Genomic DNA, 20,962 nt, shown 5'->3' with positions numbered 1-20,962 from the left:
CGAGCATTGCTATCTTGAGGGAACCGGGTGTATTTCCAGTCTCAGTACCTCTGAAGTTGTAGGAGAGGTTCATGGGTAACTGGCTCGTTGTTCCCAAAGGGACAGGTCTGGCAAAGCGGACCCGATCGCGCCGCGCAGCGCAGTACGTCCGGATGTCGAGAGAGCTTCAGCGCTATTCCATCAAGAACCAGCTTGCGGCCATTGCCGCCTATGCCGAGGCGAACACCCTCACGATCGTCCGCACCTATTCGGACGAGGGCCGCAGCGGCCTCCGAATCAAGGGACGGCCGGGTCTCATTGAGCTGATTGAGGACGTGCAGTCGGGGCAAGCCGACTTCGACCACATCCTCGTCTACGACGTCAGTCGCTGGGGCCGCTTCCAGGACGTCGACGAGAGCGCCTACTACGAATTCTTGTGCAAGCGGAGCGGCGTGCAGGTCGAATACTGCGCGGAGCTCTTCAAGAACGACGGCACCTTCGTCTCCGGCATCGCCAAGAATCTGAAGCGCGGCATGGCAGCAGAGTGGAGCCGAGAACTCTCGGTCAAGGTTCACGCTGGACACTGCCGAGTCGCGAGCCTGGGGTACCGCGTCGGCGCTCCTGTTGGTTACGGCCTCCGGCGCCTGATGGTCGACGAGAGCGAGCATCCCAAGGCCTTCCTCGAAAAGGGCCAGTTCAAGGCTCTGCAATCGGACCGCGTTCGACTGCAGCCCGGCTCCGCCGAGGAGACAGCAGTGATCCGGATCATTTTCGATCAGTTCGTCAGCGGCAGAAAGTCTTACAGCGACATCAGGCGCCAACTGAACGACGCCGGCATCGCCAATCACAACGGTCGACCGTGGACCGACGGCATGATCCCGACCATCCTCGCGAACGAAAACTACATCGGGAAGACCATCTACAATCGCACCTCGCGACGCTTGGGGCAGAAGTTGGTCAAGAATCCGGATCAGGCCTGGGTCCGGGGCGCAGCGGCCATCGAGCCGATCGTGGAACCTGACATCTTCGCTCGAGCCCAGAAACTGCTGGCCGAACGGCGTGTGGAGATTCCGGAGGATGAAATGCTGCTGCGTCTTCGTCTCACGCTGCGCCGCCGTGGAAAGCTCAATTCGCACATCATCAACACGACGCTCGGTCTCAATCACGTCTCGTCGTACGTGAAGCATTTCGGCTCGCTGCGCAAAGCTTATGCGCTGATCGGGTACGTGTCGCCGCGCGACTGCGACTGGATCGACACCCGGGATTTTTGGGCTGCCGAACAGGCGAAGCTCGCAACCGAGTTCGCGGAGGTGTTGCGAAACGATCTTGGTCTTCGGCCGGAGCTCGCTCCGGACGGGATCGGCGTCGATGTCGAAGGCAGGCGAGTAGTTTCGTTTCTCGTCGCGCGACGGCTGGCGCGACGGGGAGAGGATCACGCTGCGCAATGGAAGGCCTACCGGAGGCAGATCTCATCCGGCCTGCTTGCTGTGATGCGGTTAGACGCGGCAAATCGGGAGATCGAGGATTACGTGCTACTGCCTGCCTCGTTGAGGTCGGGACGCTACGTCTGGCTCGCATCAGGCTCCCTTCGTCGCCATCGCGGGACGCTTTACCGGGAAAGGGGGGCACTGTTAGCGGCCATCAGAGCAACGCTGGCAAAAACCACCCGTGCCGCCCCAACCAGCTCAGCACCGCTGAAAACGCGATCGAGATCAGGCCAGCCCAAAGCCAAGGGCTTCGGCGGGCGGCGCTCACGGTGCGGAGGTACAAAATCGCACCGATGAGAGTGCCGTAATTCCTTCGGAAGTCACCGTTCAGTTTCGCGATCTTGGACAATTCCGAGGAGGTGTCCGCGTCATTCGCCATCGGGCTGGCTCCTTCGTCTCGCTAGGACCAGCGCCTTATGAACCACTGTTTTGCCCGACGGAGCAAGTCAAATTTCGTCTTATCGGAATCTTCTGGAGCCGTTTCCAAGCTACCCGATCGGCTCGAACCGCTAGGCAGCTTCGCCGATATATCTCTCCTCACTACGCTTCTGGTTGATGAGATTCAACAACTGCGCCGAGGCCCGCGCGTCGCATAGAGCGCGGTGGTGATTGTCGAGCGATATGCCGTAGATCTCGCAGAGCTTCCCTAGTCCGTAGGACTTGTGCCCCGGATAGCGCCGCCGCATCCCGGCACACGTGCAGAGCTTCGGAAATCTGAAGCGCCGCCCGATGCGCTCAAATTCGTGGGCGATGAAACCGTAGTCAAAGCTGACATTGTGGGCGACGAAGATGCCGTCTCCCATGAATTCCATGAACGCGTCGGCGACCTCTGCGAACGAAGGCGCGTTGCGAACCATGTCGTTGGTGATGCCGGTCAGCTGGACGATCTTTGCCGGGATTGCACGCTGCGGGTTGAGGAGAGAGTGCCACTCGTCCACGACACGGTGGTTCCGCACCTTCACCGCGCCGATCTCGGTGATGCGGTCGCCGTTCGACCATGAGCCGGTCGTCTCGATGTCGACCACCACGTAATCCTGCTCGGGGTCGAAGCGGTAGTCGACCCGGCCGATCTCGGCCACGATGCCGGCGTCGCCCAGCTGACGTAGGCGCGTCAGTTGGTTGCGTCGGATCACATCGCCTTCCGCCTTGACCTCCATAAACGACGCCTTGCCGCCCTGGACCAGCATGAGGTCGGGGAAGCCGTCTCGCATCCCACGGAAGTCGTCGCACATGCTGCGGACGATTGCGGCCACGCCGGCCGGATCGGCCCCCTCGAGCAGGGCGCGCAGCGCCTCCACTTGTACGTGATCCCAGTTGAAGATCCCATTCGGGCGGCCCCATCTCGATGCGACGGTGCGGAGGATCGATGGGAAGGCGGATCCGGACGCGATGGCTCCTAGTTTCTCGTCGATCGTCGCGGCGAAAAGCTGCCGGAAGCTGCGGTCCTTCAGGCAATGGGGCAACCAGTCGAACCCGCTGGGCATCCGCGTGCTCTCGAAGAGCTCGTCCCAGAAGAGCAGGCCGAACAGGGTGTGCCACAGCACGTTCTCGGTGAAGTAGACCTTCGTACCTTCGCGCCGCAGCACGCCGGCGACGCCTGCCTCGGGATTGCCGCGATGGGTGTCATCGACGGTGATCGTCCGGCCGGACCGCAGAAGTTCGGTACAGAGACCCGTGCGCCGTCCGCCGAACTTGCGGCCGTAGAAGTCGGTAGCGAAGAGATGTTCCTCGTCGCTGGCGGGATCATCGATCATCCGCTGCAGCAGCGTTTCGGCCTCGGCCTTGTCGCCCGTGTTGTAGAGCAGGCGAACCAAGCGCTCGTTGCAATCCGGGGAAGGGCCGGCACGGTAGAGCTGACGGGCGAGATCGCTCTCGCCCACTTTCTCGAAGAAAAGCCCGGTCCGATGCGCGGCCCGGCTGCGGAGATCGCTGGCGAACTCGGTCGTACAGGCGGGGCCGGCGAGTACGTCGATGGCCGCCCGTCTGTGAACAGCTTCCGATCCGTCTTCCAGGCTGTCCAGAACCTGGCTGTAGTGGAACGAGGCGAGCGCCTCTTCCGCATCGGTGAAGCGCGCGCTGAACGAAGTCTCGCGATTGGTGCGGAGAATTCCCAGATCGCGTAGCGCGAAGTTCTTCAGATCTACCTCGGTCTTCCCGAAGTAGAGGTAGAGCAGAAACTCGATCGGACGCGTCTCGTCGAGCGCGATGAAGTTGCGGGCGCCGCAGTGCTGCGCGGCGACCGAAAATGGGATGCGCTCGAGGTAGTAGTCGATGAACTTGGGCTTGGACCAGGACTTCCGGACGTCTCCTCGCCCGGCCGCCTGCGCTCCGGTGACGAGGATGTCCTTTGGCAGGCATGAGACGAAGGCCGCATAGTCCGCCTCTCCGAGCTCGCGTGCGTGACCGGCCGCGCTCAGATCGGATGCCGCACGCTCGACGTCATCGATCTCTGGGTAGCTGAACAGGGATCGGTTGAATATGGCACCGCGCCTGTTGATCATCCGGACCAGTAGGCATCTTGCATCTCTCGGAAGGCCCTCGAAGCGCGCTATGAAGGCGTGATGCTCCGGACCTAGCACGGAGGCGTACGTCCGCTGCACGAACCCCAGCATTTCGGCGAAGTGGTCGAGATAATAGTAGATGGGCAGTTGGGGCAGTTTGGCCAAGCGGACCTTCGGGGCAGAATCGTTCGTTCTATTTTTGTTCGAGGGCGGTCCTCTGAGTCAAGCGGATAGGCGCTACAGGTGGCCCCAGCCGCGGACTTCGGTGGTCGCGGGTGCAGCGTCTTCCTTCACGCCGCGAGCAACGATCTTCAGCGTCCCGTCCGGTAGGGGCCGCTGCAGCTTCAGGGCTTCCTCCGCCGGCGCCATCATCCAGGTTTCGACCTCATCAGACGTCGTCAGGATCACGGGCATTGCCTTCGGATGGATGGCGAAGACCTCGGCGTTGGCTTCAGTGGTCAGGAATGCGTATAGGTCGTTGGAGGTCTCGCCTTCCTTGACCTTCCTGACGGACGTCCAGTTGGTCCAGATACCGGCGAAGCAGAGGAGCGGGCGGGTCTCGTCGAGCGCAAACCAGATGTCGCCGCCCTCGGCCTTGTTGAATTCCGAGAAACTGTTGAACGGCACTACGCAGCGGTTCTCGACGCCCAGCCAGCGGGTCCAATGCTTCGACTTCACGTTCCGGATGTTGGTCGTCCCGCCGTCAGGCTCCATCCGGAGCAATTCCTTGAAGTCGACCTCCTTGCCCTTGGCCTGCAGCTTCTCCGCACGCTTCTTCGTCGCGTCCATGAGGGCCTTCGATGAGGACGGCATGCCCCAGCGGGCGGTCGCAAGCTCGCGTCCGCCGACGCCCGTGCGGACGATCGGCGCCGTGTAGTCAGGGAAGACGCCGGGCATCGGCGCGAGGTTGCCGACGTAGCGGTTGACGACGCGAAACAGCGCGCTGATGGCGGCCTGGTTGGTGGTGATCGAGTAGAGGTTACACATTCAGGCTTCCGGGTCCGGATGGCGGGCTCGCTGCGAGAGCTGTAGCAGCGTCGCCGGCGGCCGGCGACCGGCCCTTGCGCACTTGCTGCACCGGAGTCTACTCGCGAGATCATGGACGGCCGTCGTGGGCGGATGACGCAGCGCAGCCATGTCGACCTCGCGTTTTGCCTTGCATCTCGAGCATTCGATTTCGAGCCACGGATAACCACCGTTGATCGCCTGGTCGACAGTCGGCGACGGGTCGATCGGGCCGCCGTCGGCCCACATCCGCTCGTTCCAGGATTCGGAGAGCAACTTGTCGGCCTGACGGATCAGGGCCTCGCCTTTGGCGCGAGCCTCGGCGGCTTGGGCAGCGAGGATGCCCGTCATCGCGCGTGCCCTCCCCAGCTCCTTGCTGAGCGCCTTTCGGTCGCCGCCGCTAAGCGGGGTGGGATGGTGCTTCGGCGCCATGCCGGCCGCCGTCAGTCGTAGGACGGCCAGCAGCCGTCTTCCTCATGCCGGCCCGTTCGGACTGTGCACGTATTGTCCAGCAGGCGCTGGCCGACGTCCCGCCAGATCGCGTTCCAACCGTACAGCCGGACGGCGTCGGCCTTCAGGATTTCGACGGTCCTGCTGCATCGCCGGCAGGACACCCTCAGTAAATGCTGGGGAATTTCGTCCAGCCGCAGCGCGCGTCCGGATGCACGGGGGGCGGCATTGCCTCCGTCGGCGCAAGGGTCGTCTAGGAGCGCCTGCCAGTATTCAGGCGGGAGGTCGTCGTTCGGTGCCAACCCGCGCGCAGGAGGCATCTTTCTGCCGACGGCAGCGGCCATCTTATCCATTTGGGCTCGGGTCGGCATGCGCCAGCTCGCGGGTCGGTCGGACATGCCGCATTAGAACATATCAAGAACACAAGAGTCGAGTATGGGAAGATGTTTTTCGAAGGACTTCGTTGACGGGAACATCGCTCTAGCCCATCTATGGTGCTGTAGAGCCAAGCGAATTTATAAAAAAGGTTGGCCGAATGTATCGTCGATTCCCGAGTAAGTTGTAGAAACTCCTTGGTAATCGGCGATGGGGAGCGTTTTAGGGATGCTTGTGCTTCATCTGTCGGACATTCACTTCCGTCACCCGGTCTGTAATTCCGAAAGCGATCCGGACCGGCCTTTCCGGACAAGGCTAATTCAGGACGCTAGGGATCGGGTCCAGAGGCTCGGTCCCGTCGATGCGATTTTGGTCGGCGGCGATATCGCCTTCGCTGGCAAGCCCGAGGAGTATCAGGCAGCCCTGAAGTGGCTATTTGAACTGGCTGACGCTTGTGGTTGCGACCATTCACGGATCTACGTTATCCCCGGCAACCACGATGTGGACCAGGACATCATCAAAAAGGATGTCTCGGTGCAGAATGCGCAGCGCGCGATCATGTCGGCCTCCAACAAGGAGCGGGAGCTGCTGCGGCAGTTGCAGCATGCGGAAACCGGACCGGCGCTCCTGAGGCCGATCGGAGCCTACAACGATTTCGCGGGCCGCTTCTCGGCCGCAATTTTCGCACCCGAGCGCGTATTCTGGAAGGCCGACCTGCCACTTGGGGAGGGGGTGACGCTACGCATACACGGCTTGAATTCGACGATCCTCTCGGGGGCGCATATGCCCGAGGGCCGTAACGACGTGGAGCGCGATCTCTACGTCGAGCCGCGCCAGACGGCGCTCGATCCGGTCGACAATGTCGTGAACCTTGTGATGTGCCATCATCCCCCGGACTGGCTGACCGATGCGGACCGGTTCACCGACGACGTCAAGAATAGGGCTTCGGTGCACCTGTTTGGGCACAAGCACCGCCAGCGGATCGACCGGGACCCGAACTACGTGACATTCTCGGCTGGCGCCGTGAATCCTGATCGGCAGGAGAAGGGCTGGAGTCCGGGTTACAACATCATCAGGCTGGCTGTCGAGACGGATACCGCCGGAGAGTCGAAGCTGGCCGTCGAGGCGCATTTGCTCGAATGGCAGATGAGCCCGGAATACTTCCGGCCGATCCTCGATCACGGAAAGGACGTCCATATCTGGAATGTCCGCCTCAGAAATATCCATCCTGTTCCGCCTGCTGCCGCGGTTGCGCCGGTGTCTCCCGTCGCCAACCGGTCGCCGGATAGCATGGAGGCCGTCATGTCAGAAGATCGTGCCCGAAGTATCGTACTTCGCTTCTGGAACCTCGATATGAGCGACAGGCGCGAGATCTCGCGTAAGCTGAAGCTGATCGAACCCGACGAGAAGGATCTGCCGCTCGCCGAGCGGTTCGGTCGCGCCTTGTTGAGGGCCGGTGAACGTCGCCAGCTCGATGAATTGGATCGCGAAATAGAGAAGAGGGAGAAGCGCTGATGGCCGAGGCGACCGTTCCGCCGATGAGGGACGAGTTCCCGCGCTGGTATCGCGCGGTCGACCTCTCCGAAAATCGCACGAAGCTGGAAGCGAGGTGGAACGGTGTTTGGTCTCTGGCCAAGGCGGCAGACCGCCCGGCCATCGAGACCTTGCTCGCCGTGCTGCTAAAGACCAAATCGCAACCGAACGACCAGGCGTTGGCTTCCTTGCGCGGTCACTTCAAAGCCGCCGACGACATTTTTGAGATGTCCGGCAACGATCGTGAACTCGAGATTCTGAGCGGAGCCACTTTGGCGACCCTTCTCGAGGGCACGACTGACATCGCCGCGTGGGCGGCGCTATCGACCATGACCGCGCTGTTCGCCGGCGCGCGCCGGACCGACTTCCCCTACGACTTCGCTGGGGCATCGGAGGCGACGATCGCCAGGATTTCGGAGGCGCGGCGGAAGCGGCTGGACATCGGGCGCCTGTCCAAGGTGGGCGACTTCGGTCTGCAAGCTGACCTCGTCCAGAAGATCAAGACAGAAGGCGTGACGCCGGAGCACGTGGTCGCGGCGGTGAACGCCATTGCGAGCAAGGCGCAAGCGGTTACGCGCGACATCGCGGCGAAGGCCAATGACGTCATCAATGCGCTTCACTGGAACGTCGTGATCCAAGACGAAGAACTGCAGTTGCTCTGGTGGCTCTACGGCGCGCGCAGCAAGTCGCTCGATGTGCCGTTCGCCGACGTGCCGCCGGACGCGCAACCGATCGTCTTCGCGTCCGAAGTCGCCAATTCGGTCCGATACATTCCGGGCCCCGAGTCGGCCAAGCCGATACTCTCGCGAGCCGGTCTGAAGGAGCGCAAGAAATCCGGTATCGCTGCGGCGATCAACGCTGTCGATATCAAATTGCTTCGCGACCTCGTCGACGGGGTCGCGGCGGCGCCGGTCGTCCGCCCGCTCCATTTCGCCATTCTCCGCAAGCTAGAGGCCGGCGACGATACCTCCTGGGTCGCGAATTGGTCGGCGGTGACCGGTATCGAAGCCGACGCGAGTCTGCCGGCCATCGAGCTCGGCAATCTATTCTATCGCGAGCGGCTGGGCCTGAAGTTCGGGAGCTAGGCGTTGGCAGAGCCGTCAGTAGTCGAGTGCGCAAATCCCGCCTGCAAGGTGAAGACCGACGGTCGATGCGTCGAGGGACTGGAGACGAACGTCTGCCCGCATTACGGCAAGCCGCTCGAGACCACGGCGAGGGCCGGGGATGCACCGCCGGAACGGCATGGCGTCGTTCTGCCGACCGGAGACCTTCTGGTCCCGGAGGAGGCGTCGCAGTTGCTGCGACGGGGCGATTCGCGCGTGGTCGCGGTCGTCGCGCCTAAGGAGGCCGGTAAGACGACGCTGATCGCCTCAGTCTTCGAACTGTTTCTTCGCGGCCCGATCGGTCCGTTCGAGTTTGCCGGCTCGCGCACGATGTACGCGTTCGAGCGGGCGAGCCATCCTTCTCGCAGCGTTTCTCGCAACGCTCGGCCGGAAACGGAGCGCACGCTCCTGACCACGGTCAAGTTCTACCATGCGGCGTTGTGTCGACCCGGCGGAGCCATGCTCGATCTCGTCGTCGCGGACCGGAACGGCGAAGATTACGGCGCCGCCCCCGACGATACGGGCGTGGTGCGGGAATTCATCGAGATTCACCGGGCCGACACCATCACGTTCCTGGTCGACGGCCGCCAGCTTGTGGATCCAGTGACGCGCAACAGGGTCGGCACCGACATGCTGGCGATCGTGCAGGCGTTGATCGACGGTGGGGGAATTTACGGACGGCCGCGCGTCGCTATCGTGCTCACCAAGTTCGACGACGTCTCGCGGTCTGCCGACAAGGGCCGCGCTGGCCGCGATTTCGACAAGATCGTTGAGAAGTTCCGCTCACTTCATGCTGGCGTCTTCGGAGAGATCCGGTCGTTCGAGGTCGCGGCATGTCCTTCGGACGTTTCGTTGCCGCTCGGGCATGGCGTCGCGGATCTGCTGGCCTATTGGGAAGCGCCGGTCGCGGTGACCGTTCCCAAGGCCGCTTCGCACGTGTCGTCGTCGACGCGGTTCATGAGTCGATTGCAGGGGACGCCCGAATGACAGAAAGCCCTGCAGGATCGGTCGTCATTTGCGGTCTGCCTGCGTCCGGAAAGACGACGTTCTTGGCCGCAATGTGGTACGTCGTGTTCGACAGGCGCGATCCGAACGCTCGCCTCAGTTTCGAGACACTGACCGGTGTCGACCACTCGCATCTCAATGCGATCATGCGCCGCTGGCTGGAGGCCAAGGAGCAGATCCACACCGAGGTCGCGTCGGGCAAGATCGTGTCGATGAACCTCACAGACTCCGCAGGACGCAAGGTCCGGATGACATTCCCCGATCTTTCCGGCGAGTCGTTCCAGGAGATCTGGGAGAACAGGGAATGCGATCCGCAATTGGCTGAGCTTCTTCGCGACTGCGACGGCATCATGATGTTCGTCAATGCCGACAAGATCAAACGACCGATCGGCGTGGCCGAGACGACACAGCAGGCGGTGGGGTTGAAAGACGGTGCGGCTCCGGCCGGCCCACCGGTCAAGCCGAAGGATTGGCATCCCAAGGATGCCCCGACGGCCGTGAAGCTGGTCGAGATGCTGCAGATGTTTCGCTGCGACGCCCTGGACACGCCTGCGACACGGCTCGCCTTGATCCTTTCGGCATGGGACACCGTCGAGCCCGAGAACGTCACGCCCGAACAGTACCTGGCCAGCGAGCTGCCGCTGCTCGATCAGTATCTTCGCAACGGTCCGGACCGCTGGGACGTGCGCGTCTACGGCCTCAGCGCTCAAGGCGGCTCGTTCGAATCGGAGGAGATCAAGGACGACGAGGAGCGCAATGAGAGGGTTGCGGAGATCCGCGCTCTCGATGACGCGTCGGATCGGATCAGGCTGTTGACGCCCGAACTGTCGAAGGATCTCACGGAGCCGATCGCATGGCTCACGGAGTAGGCGGGCGCGTACCGCTGCAGCAGACGCTGCACGGTTACTCGGAAGGCCATCGCCTGCTGGCGTCGTCCATCGACTTGCCGTCGCGGGACGCTAAGACGTTGCTGATGATGAGCGACGCCTCGGGACCTGCGGCGACCATCGGTCCGGACGGCTATCTCACCGGCTTTCCCCTGGTCGAGAGCGGACACTATGCGTTGGCCCGCACGTGGCCGGCGCCCGAGTTGCCGCGACCCGGTTGCGTGTGGACCCACACGGTTCTGATCGATTTCAGCGACATCCCCTTGCTATCGAGCGCGGGCGGCCTGTTGGGTCTCTTCCGACGACCGAACGGCGACGAGAGTTCCTATCGGGCCCGGATCGATTACGTGTCGTCCGATGGGTCCGATTGTTTCGCCGTGCCGGGCGATCTCGCAAGGCAGATACTGTCGGGCATCTACGGTGAACCCGCCAGGCCGATCGTTTCGGCGGCCTCTGACGGCCCGACGCGGGACGCCCTAGTTCTGGCGATCTGGAGCCAGCAATGGCCGCGCCTCAGACGTGCCTTCCGGTTCTGCACGCTGTCGTTTGCCGACAGGTCGACCGCGAACGCGACGTTCGATCTGCAGTTCCTGCCGGCGTCCGGACGGGTGAGACCGACGCAGTTCAAGGGAGCCGTCGATGCGGACCGTCGCGATTTCGTCTCAACGGCCTGGTTGGAGGACGCGGTGGCCGACCTTGAGCAGGGGTCCCAGGGGAACTTGCGCAATTTCCTACGCTCTGCGGGCAGCGATGTCGGCGGCCGCGAATCGTTTGAGCCTTTGGCGGCATTGCACGCGCTTTCGCTGCAGTTCGAATCCGACCCGGCCGCGGTCGAACGCGCGATTGCGCTGCTGGAGCGGACGATGGCTACCGATCAGGGGCACGCTGCCCGTTCGTTGATCGTCCGCGCTGCGGCCGCTGCGGCCGACCGGATCGGGGCCGAAGGCCAGGAGTTCGTCGTGAGGAACTTCGCCCTGATCGACGCGAATGAGGCGCCGGCAGCCGCCGAACGCGTCGGCAGTGCGATCTGGCGCCGCGATCCGAAGGCGTTGTTCAACGTCCGCTCTGACCCGGAAAAGGCCGCGATCGCCGACCGCGCGATCGCGGCCTTGCCTCCGGCGGCGCTGATTGAGGGCGTGTCTTCCGCGCCGGCGCATCTTTTGGGACTGCTGCAAGCTAGACCCGATCTCGCGACGGAGGCGGCGTTCTGGTCGCTCCAAGGCGCCACCGGGCCGGATGTGCTTGGCTTCATCGGAAGTTCTTCGGACCGGGCCGACGGCACGATCGAAGCCATGATCGGGTCTGGCCAACCGCTTGCCCGGATGGCGCAGGCGGCATTCGGAAGCGATCGGGTCTTGCGTAGACTGCTTGCACGCTCTGGTGATCCGGCCGTCGACGGCGATAATCGGTCGGCGTGGCTTGCGGCGGTCGCGTCGGATTCGGATGCGGTCGCGCGGGTTTTGGTCGAGGATTGGCTCGACGATGCGCAGACGCTCGAAGCGATCGCTCGCGCGGTGTCGCCAGACTCGGTCCCGAACGCTTTCGGGGACGACCCGTGGTTGGTAGCGATCAGGCGACTGTCGGCCCCGCTGCAGAACTTATATCTGTCGTCCTTTCTGCTGATCCGGGGTCTGGGCAGGCGCACCTTGCAGAGCGTCGACCTTGTGCAGGCAACGTTCGACATCGTCTACGACGCGGCCGAAAAGCGGACGTTGCCTGACGATGCATGGAGAATCCTCGATCGCAGACTGGACCGATCGTATTGGTGGGAGGATTGGGACAAGTGTGTCAGGATTCGGCATACCGTCGTCAGCATGTATCTCGATCGCGGAATCGACGCACTGGCGTTCGTGAGGATCACGGAACGAGACGACTTCTTCGTTGCGCTGATCAGCGCGTTATCAGAAAAGTACGGAAGCCAGAGATACCTAAAATGGATGCGCAACCGCATGGGAGATGCGGGCATCGACGGCGAACGGCTTCGGGTCGTCAAGCACGCGATCTGGTTCTGATACCGCCAACTACATCCAAGGAAGCGAGATGCGCGCCTCCGCTTGCGGTTGTTGGTAGATATCGGGTGGCCGCCGAAAAGCGTCGGGCGCGCTTCTCGCTCGCAAGCGTGCCGACGCCCGGACAGCGGAGATCGAGTTGCGGGGCCTCGTCCGACGCGTGATGGTCAGGCGGCCGCTGGCTGGTCATCGGAAAGAATCCGTTACCTTAGGAATATCGGCTGTTTCGATTTCCCAAAGATTTATTCAGGAAGAGTCCAATCGTGTCCGTCGGGATAGCCGTGGGCGCTCCGGCTTAAAGTTCTGGAAGGTAAAGCGAGGCAGAACCGCCCTAACAAGGGTGGCGCTCAATGCCGGCACTGGCGGACGGAAAACTTGCGACTTTGGTAAGGCAGGTGATGCCGCCGAGAGCGCAGGAGTGGACTGTGCAAGTGGTCACGGATCACAAAGACGCTTGCGTGATTTTCAACCGAAACGTTTTGCGCGTTCACTGGACTTGGTCGACCGCCGTCCATGCCGCCGGCATGCACTCGATCTTGGATCACCATCCGTTGAGCCTAAAGAGGGTACCGTCGCAAATTCTTAGAGGCTTGTCGTCCCGAACAGTCGTCGATGTCTGGCAGGCTTGCACGGTCAAGAAGGGCTACATGGGACGCCTGTCCGAAAAGCGAGGATTTTTTGCCTGCACCGCAAGCGGACAGTTCGCGTTCGCCAGCAACGCGGCGGCCGCGGAGTTGGACGCACTTCGCGAGGCCAGGCGAACGATCTACGCGCGGTCTCGCCAAGTGCGGGCTCGTTTTCAGCGGGACGAGGACTATCAACGCTTGCTGAGCAAACGCCTGTCGAGCCGAAAATATGATGGTGCCTACCGCGTCCCACTTTCTCACTACGAACGGTGGTTGCCTAAGCACACGACGGAGGCGCTCAAGCTCTACGGTGAAGAGGGCGTCCCGCTTTTGGTGATCGAAGGCGAAGCGTTCGATCTGGTCCCCTCGTTGAACGACCATGATCTGGCGGACCTGGTCTACCAGTTGGACTGCGATGTGCTGCGTGCGCAGACTGAGGCCGACGACCGTTCGATCGACCAGGCACTGGCGCGCCTAGCGGAATTGGAGGTCGATCGGGGCTAGGTCTCGCCAAGACAAGGTGCTGGTCTCGTACGGCTTTCAATTAACGACGTCGTCGCTGATCCCTAGCGGGACGGAAGCCACCCGGTTACTTCCTCGGGACTTGGCCTCGGACGGATTCCCGACGCGTGATAATCGAGGATTATCGGCTTTACACGTTCCCAGACAATTTCGATGAGATCGAAGAAGAATTGGCGATAATCTGCAGCTTGCTGTCGATTGTCTGCGTGCAGGTTGGCGTCCGCTTTGGCCAGATTAGAGACGCGCTCCGGATAAGGTGGATGATGGGACCTCGGTGGGGGCTCGGCTCGGCCTGTTTCCAGCATCGCTCTTACGCGCCTGATGAGATCAAGCGCGCCGAGGATGACAACGGCGCCGGCTCCCGACACTGCGCAGAAGTTCTCTTCGTCGGGCTTCGAACAGATGGCTATGCAGCAAAGGCGCCCGAACAGGTCGGCGGCGAATTCGTCCTGAAACGGATCGGTCTCGGCTTCATCGGACGTAGTTACCCGACCATGTTTCATGGAATGATGGCCATATTCGTGTCCGAGCGCGAAGACCTCGATGGCTCGAAGCAACAGCGTCCGGATCACATTTTGCGGATCGTTCAAAGGTACCGTGGGGCTTTGAGCCTGCACGCCGGTTGCCGCAAATGACGCTAGTGCCTCGCTCCAGTCGTGAACGAGGTCTATGTCGAGTTCCAGTGTTTTGCGGACGAGATTTATGTCCCGCAAAATCAAGACTTGGTCTTCGTCCACCCGATCATAGGGGACGGTCCGTCCGAGTAGCCTCGATATCTGGTTGATGAACGACAGGAAATGGACGCTTACGTCGATAATGCTGGCTTCAGTGTCAAGGACCGGGCGTTGTCCGATTCCGAGACCCAGCGCTCCATCGTTCCCATAGGCGACGCCGGCGTGAATCGAAACTCCATGTTCCACGCACGCGTCTTCAATCTCTTGGATCAGGCGGTCCAGCGTGGCGCGGAGATTGACGTCATCGAACTCGGTACCTGCTGAAGCGTCCTTGATCGCCTGCTTGTAGGCTTCCAGGTGATCCTCGTCATCAGGTCTCGGAGGCTCCGTGCCTCTAATGAATTTGAGAAGCGTTTCCTTGTTTTCGTCGATCCACTCAAGCTGCTCCGCAGGCGTCCTGGCCTTGTAGCCGATAATCCTCGCCGACGCCGCCTGGCGCTGCCGGCGATAATCTTCCGCAGCTTCCTTGTCATTCATACTCAATGGTCGCCCTCCGATCGAACGCGACTTTCAGGTTGCGATTTCAACCGACGAGATAACCTAGTCATGTTGATGCCGGCAGCCAGCCCTTGCTGCAGACGAAATCGATGCCGTATGCGGTATTTTAACCCACGGCAGGATCTTTTCGGCGTTAATGTTGCAATTTCCGCATTCTCCAAAGCGCACCAGCGACTTAGGCGCTCGAGTCGTTCTTAAGGTCCGGAATCGAGTCGCTCTTATTGTTCAACCGAATCGTTCTTAAAGTGGACCAACACGCAGGGCGAAGCGTGGTGGGCCCGGCAGGACTCGAACCTGCAACCAGACCGTTATGAGCGGCCGGCTCTAACCATTGAGCTACAGGCCCCGCCGCGAGACGGCTCGCGGGAACGCGCGGCCGGCAACGGTGCGCGGTTCGTTTACAGGGATGGGGGCGGGGGTGCAATGCTGGCTCTGGCTCGCGAGAACGCCGGCGCGCAGTTTCGGATAACCGAATTTGACGACGATGTCTGTATATCCCCTGTTTTGCCCGACGGAGCAAACGCCCCGCGGCGGCCCGCTTTTTGCCCCCCGTAACCCATTGAAATTATTAGGCTCGTTTACTGTGCATGGGGTTGTTTTGCGATATTTGATGGAGGGGGCCTCCGGGGTCCCCCTCCGATGTCCTGCCGGCTCGCCGCTGAGCTGCCGCTAGTCCACCGAGACCCCGGCGAACTCCACCACCTTGCGCCACTTCTCCGTCTCATCATTGACCAGCTTGCCGAACTCGGCCGGCGTCATCGGCTTGGGGATGCCGCCGACTTCAGTGAGGCGCGCGATCAGCTTCGGGTCCTTCAGCGCTTCGCCGACGGCCTTGTTGAGGGTCTCGATCACTTCGCTCGGCGTGCCCTTCGGCGCGGAGATGCCGTAGAAGCCGACCGATTCGAAGCCCGGCACGGTCTCGGCGATCGCGGGTACGTCGGGCACGCTCGGCCAGCGCTGCGGCGAGGTCACGCCCAGCGCGCGGACATTGCCGCCCTTCACCTGCTCCATGGCCGAAGGCAGATTGTCGAAGATCAGCTGCACCTTGTTGGAGATGATGTCGGGGAAGGCGATGGCGGAGCCGCGATAGGGCACGTGCACCATGTCGCACTTGGTCAGCACCTTGAACAGCTCGGCCGACATGTGCACCGAGGTGCCGTTGCCGGACGAGGCAAAGGAGATCTTGCCGGGATTGGCCTTGCAGTAATCGACGAACTCCTGAACCGTCTTCGCCGGAAACGCGTTGGAGACGACCAGCATGTTGGTGAGCTGCATGATGCTGGCCACCGGCACGGTGTCGCGCAAGAAGTCGAACGGCAGCTTCTTGTAGAGCGAGGTCGAGATCGCGTTGTTGGGCGCGACGAACAGCAACGTGTAGCCGTCGGCCGGCGAGTTGATCGCGGCGGCGGCAGCGATGTTGCCGCCGGACCCCGTGCGGTTCTCGACGATGAATTGCTGGCCGAGGCGGTCCGACAGCCACTGCGCCATGATCCGCGCCACGATGTCGACCGGGCCGCCGGCCGCAAATCCAATCAGCCAGTGCACGGGGCGGTCGGGATAGGCGGCGGAGGCGGGAGGCGTGACGCTGAAAAGACCTGTGAGGACCGCGAGCCCAAAAAAACCGCGCCGCAAAATTCGCAACATGACGTCTCCCATTGTTCTATTGTCGTTGGGCGATATGCTTTCACAAAATCCGCTCCCTGCCTACATCGCCGCAAGTCGGTGTTGACGCAGGCCCGCCGGGAATGACCATGAGATTGGCGATGATCGCTCTTGCTGCAGTGCTGCTCGCCAGCCCCGCTGCTGCTCAAACCGGAGGCACGGCCATTCCGACCACGACGATCAGCTTGGGCACCGCGACGCCCGGCGGCGGCTTTCCGCTTTATGGCAATGCTTTTGCCGAAGTGATGAACGCGGCCGATCCGCAAATCTCCATCGCCCCGCGCAACACCAAGGGCAGCAACGAGAACATTCCGCTGCTGGAGAAGGGCGAGCTCGATCTCGCGCTGGTCGCAGGCGAGCCGGCCTATGAGGCCTTTGCCGGCATCGGGCGTGCGCCGGTTCGGCTGAAGATTCTCACGGCGATCTATTCCAACCCCGGCATGTTCGTGGTGCGCGCGGATAGTCCCTACAAGACGATCCGCGATCTCGTCGGTCAGCCCGTGGCGTTCGGCGCCAAGGGCTCGGGCCTGCCGATCCTGGCGCGCTATGTGCTGGATGGCCTCGGGCTGAGGCAGGATGAGGACTTCAAGGCCATCTATCTCGATCGCGCCGGCGACGGTCCCGCGATGGTCGAGGACGGCCGCGTCGCCGCGCTCTGGGGCGCCGGCATCGGCTGGCCCGGCTTTGCCGCGGTCGCATCGAGCGCGTCAGGCGCGCGCTTCATCGCGCCTGATGTTGAAGAGATGACGCGCATCCGCGCCAAGCATTCCTTTCTGAAGCCGTTGCTGGTGCCGGCCAATAGCTATCCGAACCAGTCCGCGCCGATCGCCTCGCTCGGGTCCTGGAGCTTTGTGCTGACGCGCGAGGATCTGCCCGACGAAATTGCCTATCGCCTGGCGAAGACGCTGCACGGCGTCGAGACGAATTTCTGCAAGAAGCTCGCGCAGGCCTGCGAGACCACGGCGTCGAACACGGTTGCCGCAGCGCCGAGGCCGGAGCTAATTCATCCGGGAGTCGCAAAGTACTTCCGCGAGATTGGAGTTATGAAGTAGCTCGCGACCACACCCGCGCTCGTCATGCCCGGGCTTGTCCCGGGCATCCACGTTCTTCTGTCTGCGCGGCTAGACGTAGATGGCCGGGACAAGCCCGGCCATGACGTTGCAGCTAGCTTGCGTTGCCGGTCACTTCTTCACCATCGCACATGCCGGGTCCGGCGGACCGAACGCCTTGTCGCCCGAGATGGTCGTGAGGATCTTGTAATAGTCCCACGGATACTTGCTCTCCTCCGGCGTCTTCACCTGCACCAGCCAGAGGTCGTGGACCATCAGATTGTCCTCCCGCAGCTTGCCGTTGCGGGAGAAGAAATCCTCGATCGGCTTTTCGCGCATCTTGGCTGCGACCTTGAGCGGATCGTCGGTGCCGGATTCCTTGATGGCGTTGAGATAGTGCATCACGGATGAATAGACGCCGGCCTGCCACATCGACGGCATCTTGTTCATCTTGGCGAAATAGCGCTTCGACCATTCGCGGGTCTTGTCATCCATGTCCCAATAGAATGACGTGGTCAGCAGCAGGCCTTGCGCCGCCTGCAGGCCGAGGCCGTGGATGTCGGTGATCAGCGCCAGCAGCGCCGCCATCTGCTGGCCGCCCTTGAACACGCCGAACTCCGAGCCGGTCTTGATCTCGTTCATGTTGTTGGGCGGTCCGGCCGCGATGCCGATGATCTTGGCCTTGGAGGCCTGCGCCTGCAGCACGAAGGAGGAGAGGTCAGGCGTCGCCAGCGGCGGCCGCACCGAGCCCAGCACCTTGCCGCCATTGGCGGTGACCACCGCGGAAGCGTCGCGCTCCAGCGAATGGCCGAAGGCGTAATCGTCGGTGATGAAGAACCAGCTGTCGCCGCCGCGCTTGACCACGGCGTCCGCGGTGCCGACCGCGAGCGCGCGGGTGTCGAACACCCACTGGATCGCGTAAGGCGAGCAGAACTTGCCGTGGAAATCGGCGGTGCCGGTGGAGTGGGTGATGAACAGCCGCTTCTTCTCGTTGGCGATGTTCTGCACCGCGAGGCCGACCGCCGAGACCGGCACGTCGACGATCAGGTCGACCTGCTCGACGTCGAACCAGCGCCGCGCGAGCGAGGCGCCGATGTCGGCCTTGAGCTGATGGTCGCCGACCACGACGCTGATCGGCTTGCCGAGCACGGTGCCGCCGAAATCGTCGATCGCCATCTGCGCCGCCGTCACCGAGCCCTGGCCGGTCGGTGCAGAGGCCGGGCCGTTCATGTCGGTGAGCACGCCGATCTTGACGACGTTGTCGGAAACCTGCGCCGATGCCGCACCGGACAGCAGCGCCGCCGTCAAGGCGGCCGCGACCGGCAGTCCAAATCTGATTGGATTCATGCTTGTCCTCCCCTGTTCCGGCACGTTGGCCGGTGTTGCCCCGGGTATGCCCGGCTGAATTGGTTTCTTTTGCAACTATTTTGGGGCGGGCGTCAATGTCAGGCTGCGAAGCGGATCTGTCCTGCGGGTGAGGGATCGTAGCCGGTCAGCTCCTCGGCGCGCTGGCGCAGCCGCCGCTCGTTCAGAAATCCGATCAAGGCCTGCATGGCGGGGCGAAAATAGCTGCGCTGCCGCATCGCGAGGTCAAAATTCTCCCAGACCAGCGGCACGAAATCGAGGCCGGCCGAACGCGCGGCGGCGCGCGTCGCGATGCCGCAATCGGCCTGGCCGGCGCGGACCAGTTCCGCGAGATCCGGTCCGGTGAGGGCCGGCGTCTCGACCCGGCGCAAATCCCGCGTCGTGGCGCCCGCGCGCTTCAGCAGCACGTCGAGCAGCATCTGCGCGCCCGTGCCCTGTTGCCGCATCGCCATCCGGGCGCCGAGCGCGAGCACGTCGGTCAGGCCGTGCAGATGCTTGGGATTGCCTTGCGGCAGCACGAGACCCTGTTCGCGGCGCACGAACGCGACCAGCACCGCATCATGCAAATCCGGAGCGGCCCGCAGCGCTTCGACACTGGCATCCCCAGTGAGATCGTCGGAAGCATCCAGGCCGTGGAAATGTATCGCCGCCGCCATCACCTCGTTGCGCTGCAAGCGCTCGAGCCCGCGCACGCTACCCTCGCTCATCGATCCCAGGCCCGAGCCGGATTCGCGCAGGCTCCAATCCAGCAGTTCGTCCTGGCTGCCGCCCACGACCGGCGGCGGCTCCGCGATCAGCATGCCGGCCGGACGCGCGAGGCCAGAGAGCACCCAGAGATCGAGTTCGTGGCGCGGGAAGAGCCACTTCCCGGTCACCTTGGTGCAGGGGATCGCGCCGGTGGTGACGAGTTCGTAGAGCTTGCGTTCGCCGAGCCGAAGATAGTCGGCGGCTTCGCTGGTCGTCAGGAATTCCATCCTGCATTCCTATGCAAATTCTTGCTTCTTTTTGACGTTCGACGCAGGTGGAATTCTGCATTTCAAGTTCTCGTCCGCCGGGACCATGCCTGATCATCTCGCTGCTTTGCAACACATCCTCACGCGCGTCTTTTGCTTTGGTGAACGATCCTGCGATGGCAATCGGCATGCCGATCTGCGTTGCCGAAATTTCCCGAGCCGCGCGATTGCCGCCTTAGGTCCAAGCCCTGCCGCCGGTAGTGGCTTGATTTAAATTCTATCTGTTGTTGTTCGCATGGGGCGTCGCAGCGCGCAAACACGTCACGAGTGCGGCGCAATCGATCATCATCATGATCGCGTCATAGCCAATGGGAACCTGATCATGGGCCGCCTGTCCGCTGCATTCGCGCTCTTCTGCGGCCTCACCGCGGGCGTTGCGGCCTCGTCCGCGGAAGACCGCGCAATCGTGCTGGCCTCGACCGCATCGACGCAGGAGTCCGGTCTGCTCGACTATCTGCTTCCGATCTTCCGCGACAAGACCGGCGTCGACGTGACGGTGATCGCGCGGCGCGCCGACGAGGTGCTCGACGGGCCTCGAAGAGGCGAGGCGGACGTCGTGCTGATGCATGCGCGACCGCAGGAGGAGAAATTCGTCGCCGACGGGTTTGGCGTGAAGCGTTTTAACGTGATGTACAACGACTATGTGCTGATCGGACCGAAGAGCGATCCCGCCGGCGTCAAGGGCAAGGATATCGCGACGGCGCTGAAGGCGATCGAGGCCAAGGGTGCGCCGTTCGTGACGCGCGGCGATCGGTCGGGCACGCATGCTGCGGAGCTGGCGCTCTGGATCGTCGCCGGCATCGACATCGCCGGGGCCAAGGGCCCCTGGTATCGCGAGGCCGGGCAGGGCATGGCCTCGGCGCTCGACGCCGCGCGCGCCGCCAATGCTTATGTGCTGTCGGATCGCGGCAGTTGGATCGCCTTCAGGGATCGCGGCGATCTCGATATCGTCGTCGAAGGCGACCGGCGGTTGCTCAATCAGTACGGCGTGATGCTGGTGAACCCCGAGAAGTTTCCGAACGTGAAGAAGGATCTCGCGCAGACCTTCATCGATTGGCTGACCTCGCCGGAGGGGCAGACGGCGATCGCAGGCTACAAGGTCGACGGGCAGCAGCTATTCTTCCCCAATGCGGATAGGTCGGGCGGTTGACGGCGGTAT

The 20,962-nt window shown here is 62.6% G+C and carries 17 protein-coding genes and 1 tRNA gene; 9 read left to right on the top strand and 9 right to left on the bottom strand.

Annotation, left to right across the window (positions count from 1 at the left end):
• Window positions 1–71: 71 nt before the first annotated feature.
• Window positions 72–1,763, top strand: a complete 1,692-nt coding sequence (locus GDN70_RS35260; RefSeq protein WP_173015905.1) for a recombinase family protein — start codon at window positions 72–74, stop codon at window positions 1,761–1,763.
• A gap of 212 nt (window positions 1,764–1,975) precedes the next feature.
• Here GDN70_RS35260 and GDN70_RS31315 read toward each other — a convergent pair whose 3' ends face one another.
• The 4 genes from GDN70_RS31315 to GDN70_RS31300 form a co-directional block, all read right to left on the bottom strand.
• Window positions 1,976–4,132, bottom strand: coding sequence for an exonuclease domain-containing protein (locus GDN70_RS31315; protein ID WP_152103465.1), 2,157 nt, complete (start codon window positions 4,130–4,132; stop codon window positions 1,976–1,978).
• A 72-nt stretch (window positions 4,133–4,204) separates the two neighbouring features.
• A complete protein-coding gene (locus tag GDN70_RS31310; RefSeq protein WP_152103464.1) occupies window positions 4,205–4,954 on the bottom strand; it encodes an SOS response-associated peptidase in 750 nt (249 codons plus the stop codon).
• Window positions 4,955–5,404, bottom strand: a complete 450-nt coding sequence (locus GDN70_RS31305; RefSeq protein ID WP_152103463.1) for a hypothetical protein — start codon at window positions 5,402–5,404, stop codon at window positions 4,955–4,957.
• Between the two features lie 11 nt (window positions 5,405–5,415).
• Window positions 5,416–5,775, bottom strand: coding sequence for a hypothetical protein (locus GDN70_RS31300; protein ID WP_244625843.1), 360 nt, complete (start codon window positions 5,773–5,775; stop codon window positions 5,416–5,418).
• 250 nt (window positions 5,776–6,025) lie between these two features.
• Here GDN70_RS31300 and GDN70_RS31295 point away from each other — a divergent pair, with 250 nt between their 5' ends.
• The 6 genes from GDN70_RS31295 (at window position 6,026) to GDN70_RS31270 (ending at window position 13,464) form a co-directional block, all read left to right on the top strand.
• On the top strand, window positions 6,026–7,312 hold the full coding sequence (locus tag GDN70_RS31295; RefSeq protein WP_152103461.1) for a metallophosphoesterase: 1,287 nt from the start codon (window positions 6,026–6,028) through the stop codon (window positions 7,310–7,312).
• Window positions 7,312–8,415 (top strand): GTPase-associated system all-helical protein GASH, encoded by a 1,104-nt coding sequence (locus tag GDN70_RS31290; protein ID WP_152103460.1) that lies wholly within the window; start codon window positions 7,312–7,314, stop codon window positions 8,413–8,415. Before GDN70_RS31295 ends, GDN70_RS31290 begins: the two co-directional genes overlap by 1 nt.
• 3 nt (window positions 8,416–8,418) lie before the next feature.
• Entirely contained in the window at window positions 8,419–9,420 is a 1,002-nt protein-coding gene (locus GDN70_RS35630; protein ID WP_152103459.1) for a hypothetical protein, read from the top strand.
• Window positions 9,417–10,307: a hypothetical protein gene (locus tag GDN70_RS31280; protein ID WP_152103458.1), complete on the top strand. Its 891-nt coding sequence runs from the start codon at window positions 9,417–9,419 to the stop codon at window positions 10,305–10,307. Before GDN70_RS35630 ends, GDN70_RS31280 begins: the two co-directional genes overlap by 4 nt.
• Window positions 10,292–12,337 carry a hypothetical protein gene (locus tag GDN70_RS31275; protein ID WP_173015903.1) on the top strand — a complete coding sequence of 682 codons (2,046 nt, stop codon included), beginning with the start codon at window positions 10,292–10,294 and terminating at the stop codon, window positions 12,335–12,337. The genes GDN70_RS31280 and GDN70_RS31275 overlap by 16 nt, the downstream gene beginning before the upstream one ends.
• A 347-nt stretch (window positions 12,338–12,684) precedes the next feature.
• Entirely contained in the window at window positions 12,685–13,464 is a 780-nt protein-coding gene (locus tag GDN70_RS31270) for a hypothetical protein (protein WP_152103456.1), read from the top strand.
• Window positions 13,465–13,526: 62 nt separating this feature from the next.
• On the opposite strand, the gene GDN70_RS31265 is transcribed toward GDN70_RS31270, so the two are convergent.
• The 3 genes from GDN70_RS31265 to GDN70_RS31255 all read right to left on the bottom strand — a co-directional run bounded on the left by GDN70_RS31265 (window position 13,527) and on the right by GDN70_RS31255 (window position 16,358).
• Window positions 13,527–14,693: a hypothetical protein gene (locus GDN70_RS31265; RefSeq protein WP_152103455.1), complete on the bottom strand. Its 1,167-nt coding sequence runs from the start codon at window positions 14,691–14,693 to the stop codon at window positions 13,527–13,529.
• A gap of 291 nt (window positions 14,694–14,984) precedes the next feature.
• Window positions 14,985–15,060 (bottom strand) — tRNA-Ile (locus GDN70_RS31260).
• Window positions 15,061–15,383: 323 nt separating this feature from the next.
• Complete coding sequence (locus tag GDN70_RS31255) at window positions 15,384–16,358, bottom strand: tripartite tricarboxylate transporter substrate binding protein (RefSeq protein ID WP_173015902.1); 975 nt, start codon at window positions 16,356–16,358, stop codon at window positions 15,384–15,386.
• Between the two features lie 107 nt (window positions 16,359–16,465).
• Here GDN70_RS31255 and GDN70_RS31250 point away from each other — a divergent pair, with 107 nt between their 5' ends.
• The gene (locus GDN70_RS31250) at window positions 16,466–17,428 is read left to right on the top strand and encodes a TAXI family TRAP transporter solute-binding subunit (protein ID WP_152103762.1); all 963 of its coding nucleotides are present in this window, start codon (window positions 16,466–16,468) and stop codon (window positions 17,426–17,428) included.
• A gap of 129 nt (window positions 17,429–17,557) precedes the next feature.
• Here GDN70_RS31250 and GDN70_RS31245 read toward each other — a convergent pair whose 3' ends face one another.
• A complete protein-coding gene (locus GDN70_RS31245) occupies window positions 17,558–18,772 on the bottom strand; it encodes an ABC transporter substrate-binding protein (RefSeq protein WP_028142262.1) in 1,215 nt (404 codons plus the stop codon).
• Window positions 18,773–18,870: 98 nt separating this feature from the next.
• Entirely contained in the window at window positions 18,871–19,764 is an 894-nt protein-coding gene (locus GDN70_RS31240; RefSeq protein ID WP_028142263.1) for a helix-turn-helix transcriptional regulator, read from the bottom strand.
• A gap of 361 nt (window positions 19,765–20,125) precedes the next feature.
• On the opposite strand from GDN70_RS31240, the gene GDN70_RS31235 reads away from it, so the two are divergent.
• Window positions 20,126–20,953, top strand: a complete 828-nt coding sequence (locus GDN70_RS31235; RefSeq protein WP_038972031.1) for a substrate-binding domain-containing protein — start codon at window positions 20,126–20,128, stop codon at window positions 20,951–20,953.
• Window positions 20,954–20,962: the final 9 nt, after the last annotated feature.

Source organism: Bradyrhizobium sp. TM102, from assembly GCF_009176685.1.
Classification (GTDB): domain Bacteria; phylum Pseudomonadota; class Alphaproteobacteria; order Rhizobiales; family Xanthobacteraceae; genus Bradyrhizobium; species Bradyrhizobium ottawaense.
Note: the sequence above shows the minus strand (reverse complement) of the source record. Positions and strands in the feature narration are given on the sequence as shown.

Coding starts and splice junctions, on each gene's coding strand:
- GDN70_RS35260 (WP_173015905.1), top strand. CDS start 72: ATGGGTAACTGGCTCGTTGTTCCCAAAGGGACAGGTCTGGCAAAGCGG.
- GDN70_RS31310 (WP_152103464.1), bottom strand. CDS start 4,954: ATGTGTAACCTCTACTCGATCACCACCAACCAGGCCGCCATCAGCGCG.
- GDN70_RS31305 (WP_152103463.1), bottom strand. CDS start 5,404: ATGGCGCCGAAGCACCATCCCACCCCGCTTAGCGGCGGCGACCGAAAG.
- GDN70_RS31300 (WP_244625843.1), bottom strand. CDS start 5,775: ATGGATAAGATGGCCGCTGCCGTCGGCAGAAAGATGCCTCCTGCGCGC.
- GDN70_RS31295 (WP_152103461.1), top strand. CDS start 6,026: ATGCTTGTGCTTCATCTGTCGGACATTCACTTCCGTCACCCGGTCTGT.
- GDN70_RS31290 (WP_152103460.1), top strand. CDS start 7,312: ATGGCCGAGGCGACCGTTCCGCCGATGAGGGACGAGTTCCCGCGCTGG.
- GDN70_RS31280 (WP_152103458.1), top strand. CDS start 9,417: ATGACAGAAAGCCCTGCAGGATCGGTCGTCATTTGCGGTCTGCCTGCG.
- GDN70_RS31275 (WP_173015903.1), top strand. CDS start 10,292: ATGGCTCACGGAGTAGGCGGGCGCGTACCGCTGCAGCAGACGCTGCAC.
- GDN70_RS31270 (WP_152103456.1), top strand. CDS start 12,685: ATGCCGGCACTGGCGGACGGAAAACTTGCGACTTTGGTAAGGCAGGTG.
- GDN70_RS31265 (WP_152103455.1), bottom strand. CDS start 14,693: ATGAATGACAAGGAAGCTGCGGAAGATTATCGCCGGCAGCGCCAGGCG.
- GDN70_RS31255 (WP_173015902.1), bottom strand. CDS start 16,358: ATGTTGCGAATTTTGCGGCGCGGTTTTTTTGGGCTCGCGGTCCTCACA.
- GDN70_RS31250 (WP_152103762.1), top strand. CDS start 16,466: ATGAGATTGGCGATGATCGCTCTTGCTGCAGTGCTGCTCGCCAGCCCC.
- GDN70_RS31245 (WP_028142262.1), bottom strand. CDS start 18,772: ATGAATCCAATCAGATTTGGACTGCCGGTCGCGGCCGCCTTGACGGCG.
- GDN70_RS31240 (WP_028142263.1), bottom strand. CDS start 19,764: ATGGAATTCCTGACGACCAGCGAAGCCGCCGACTATCTTCGGCTCGGC.
- GDN70_RS31235 (WP_038972031.1), top strand. CDS start 20,126: ATGGGCCGCCTGTCCGCTGCATTCGCGCTCTTCTGCGGCCTCACCGCG.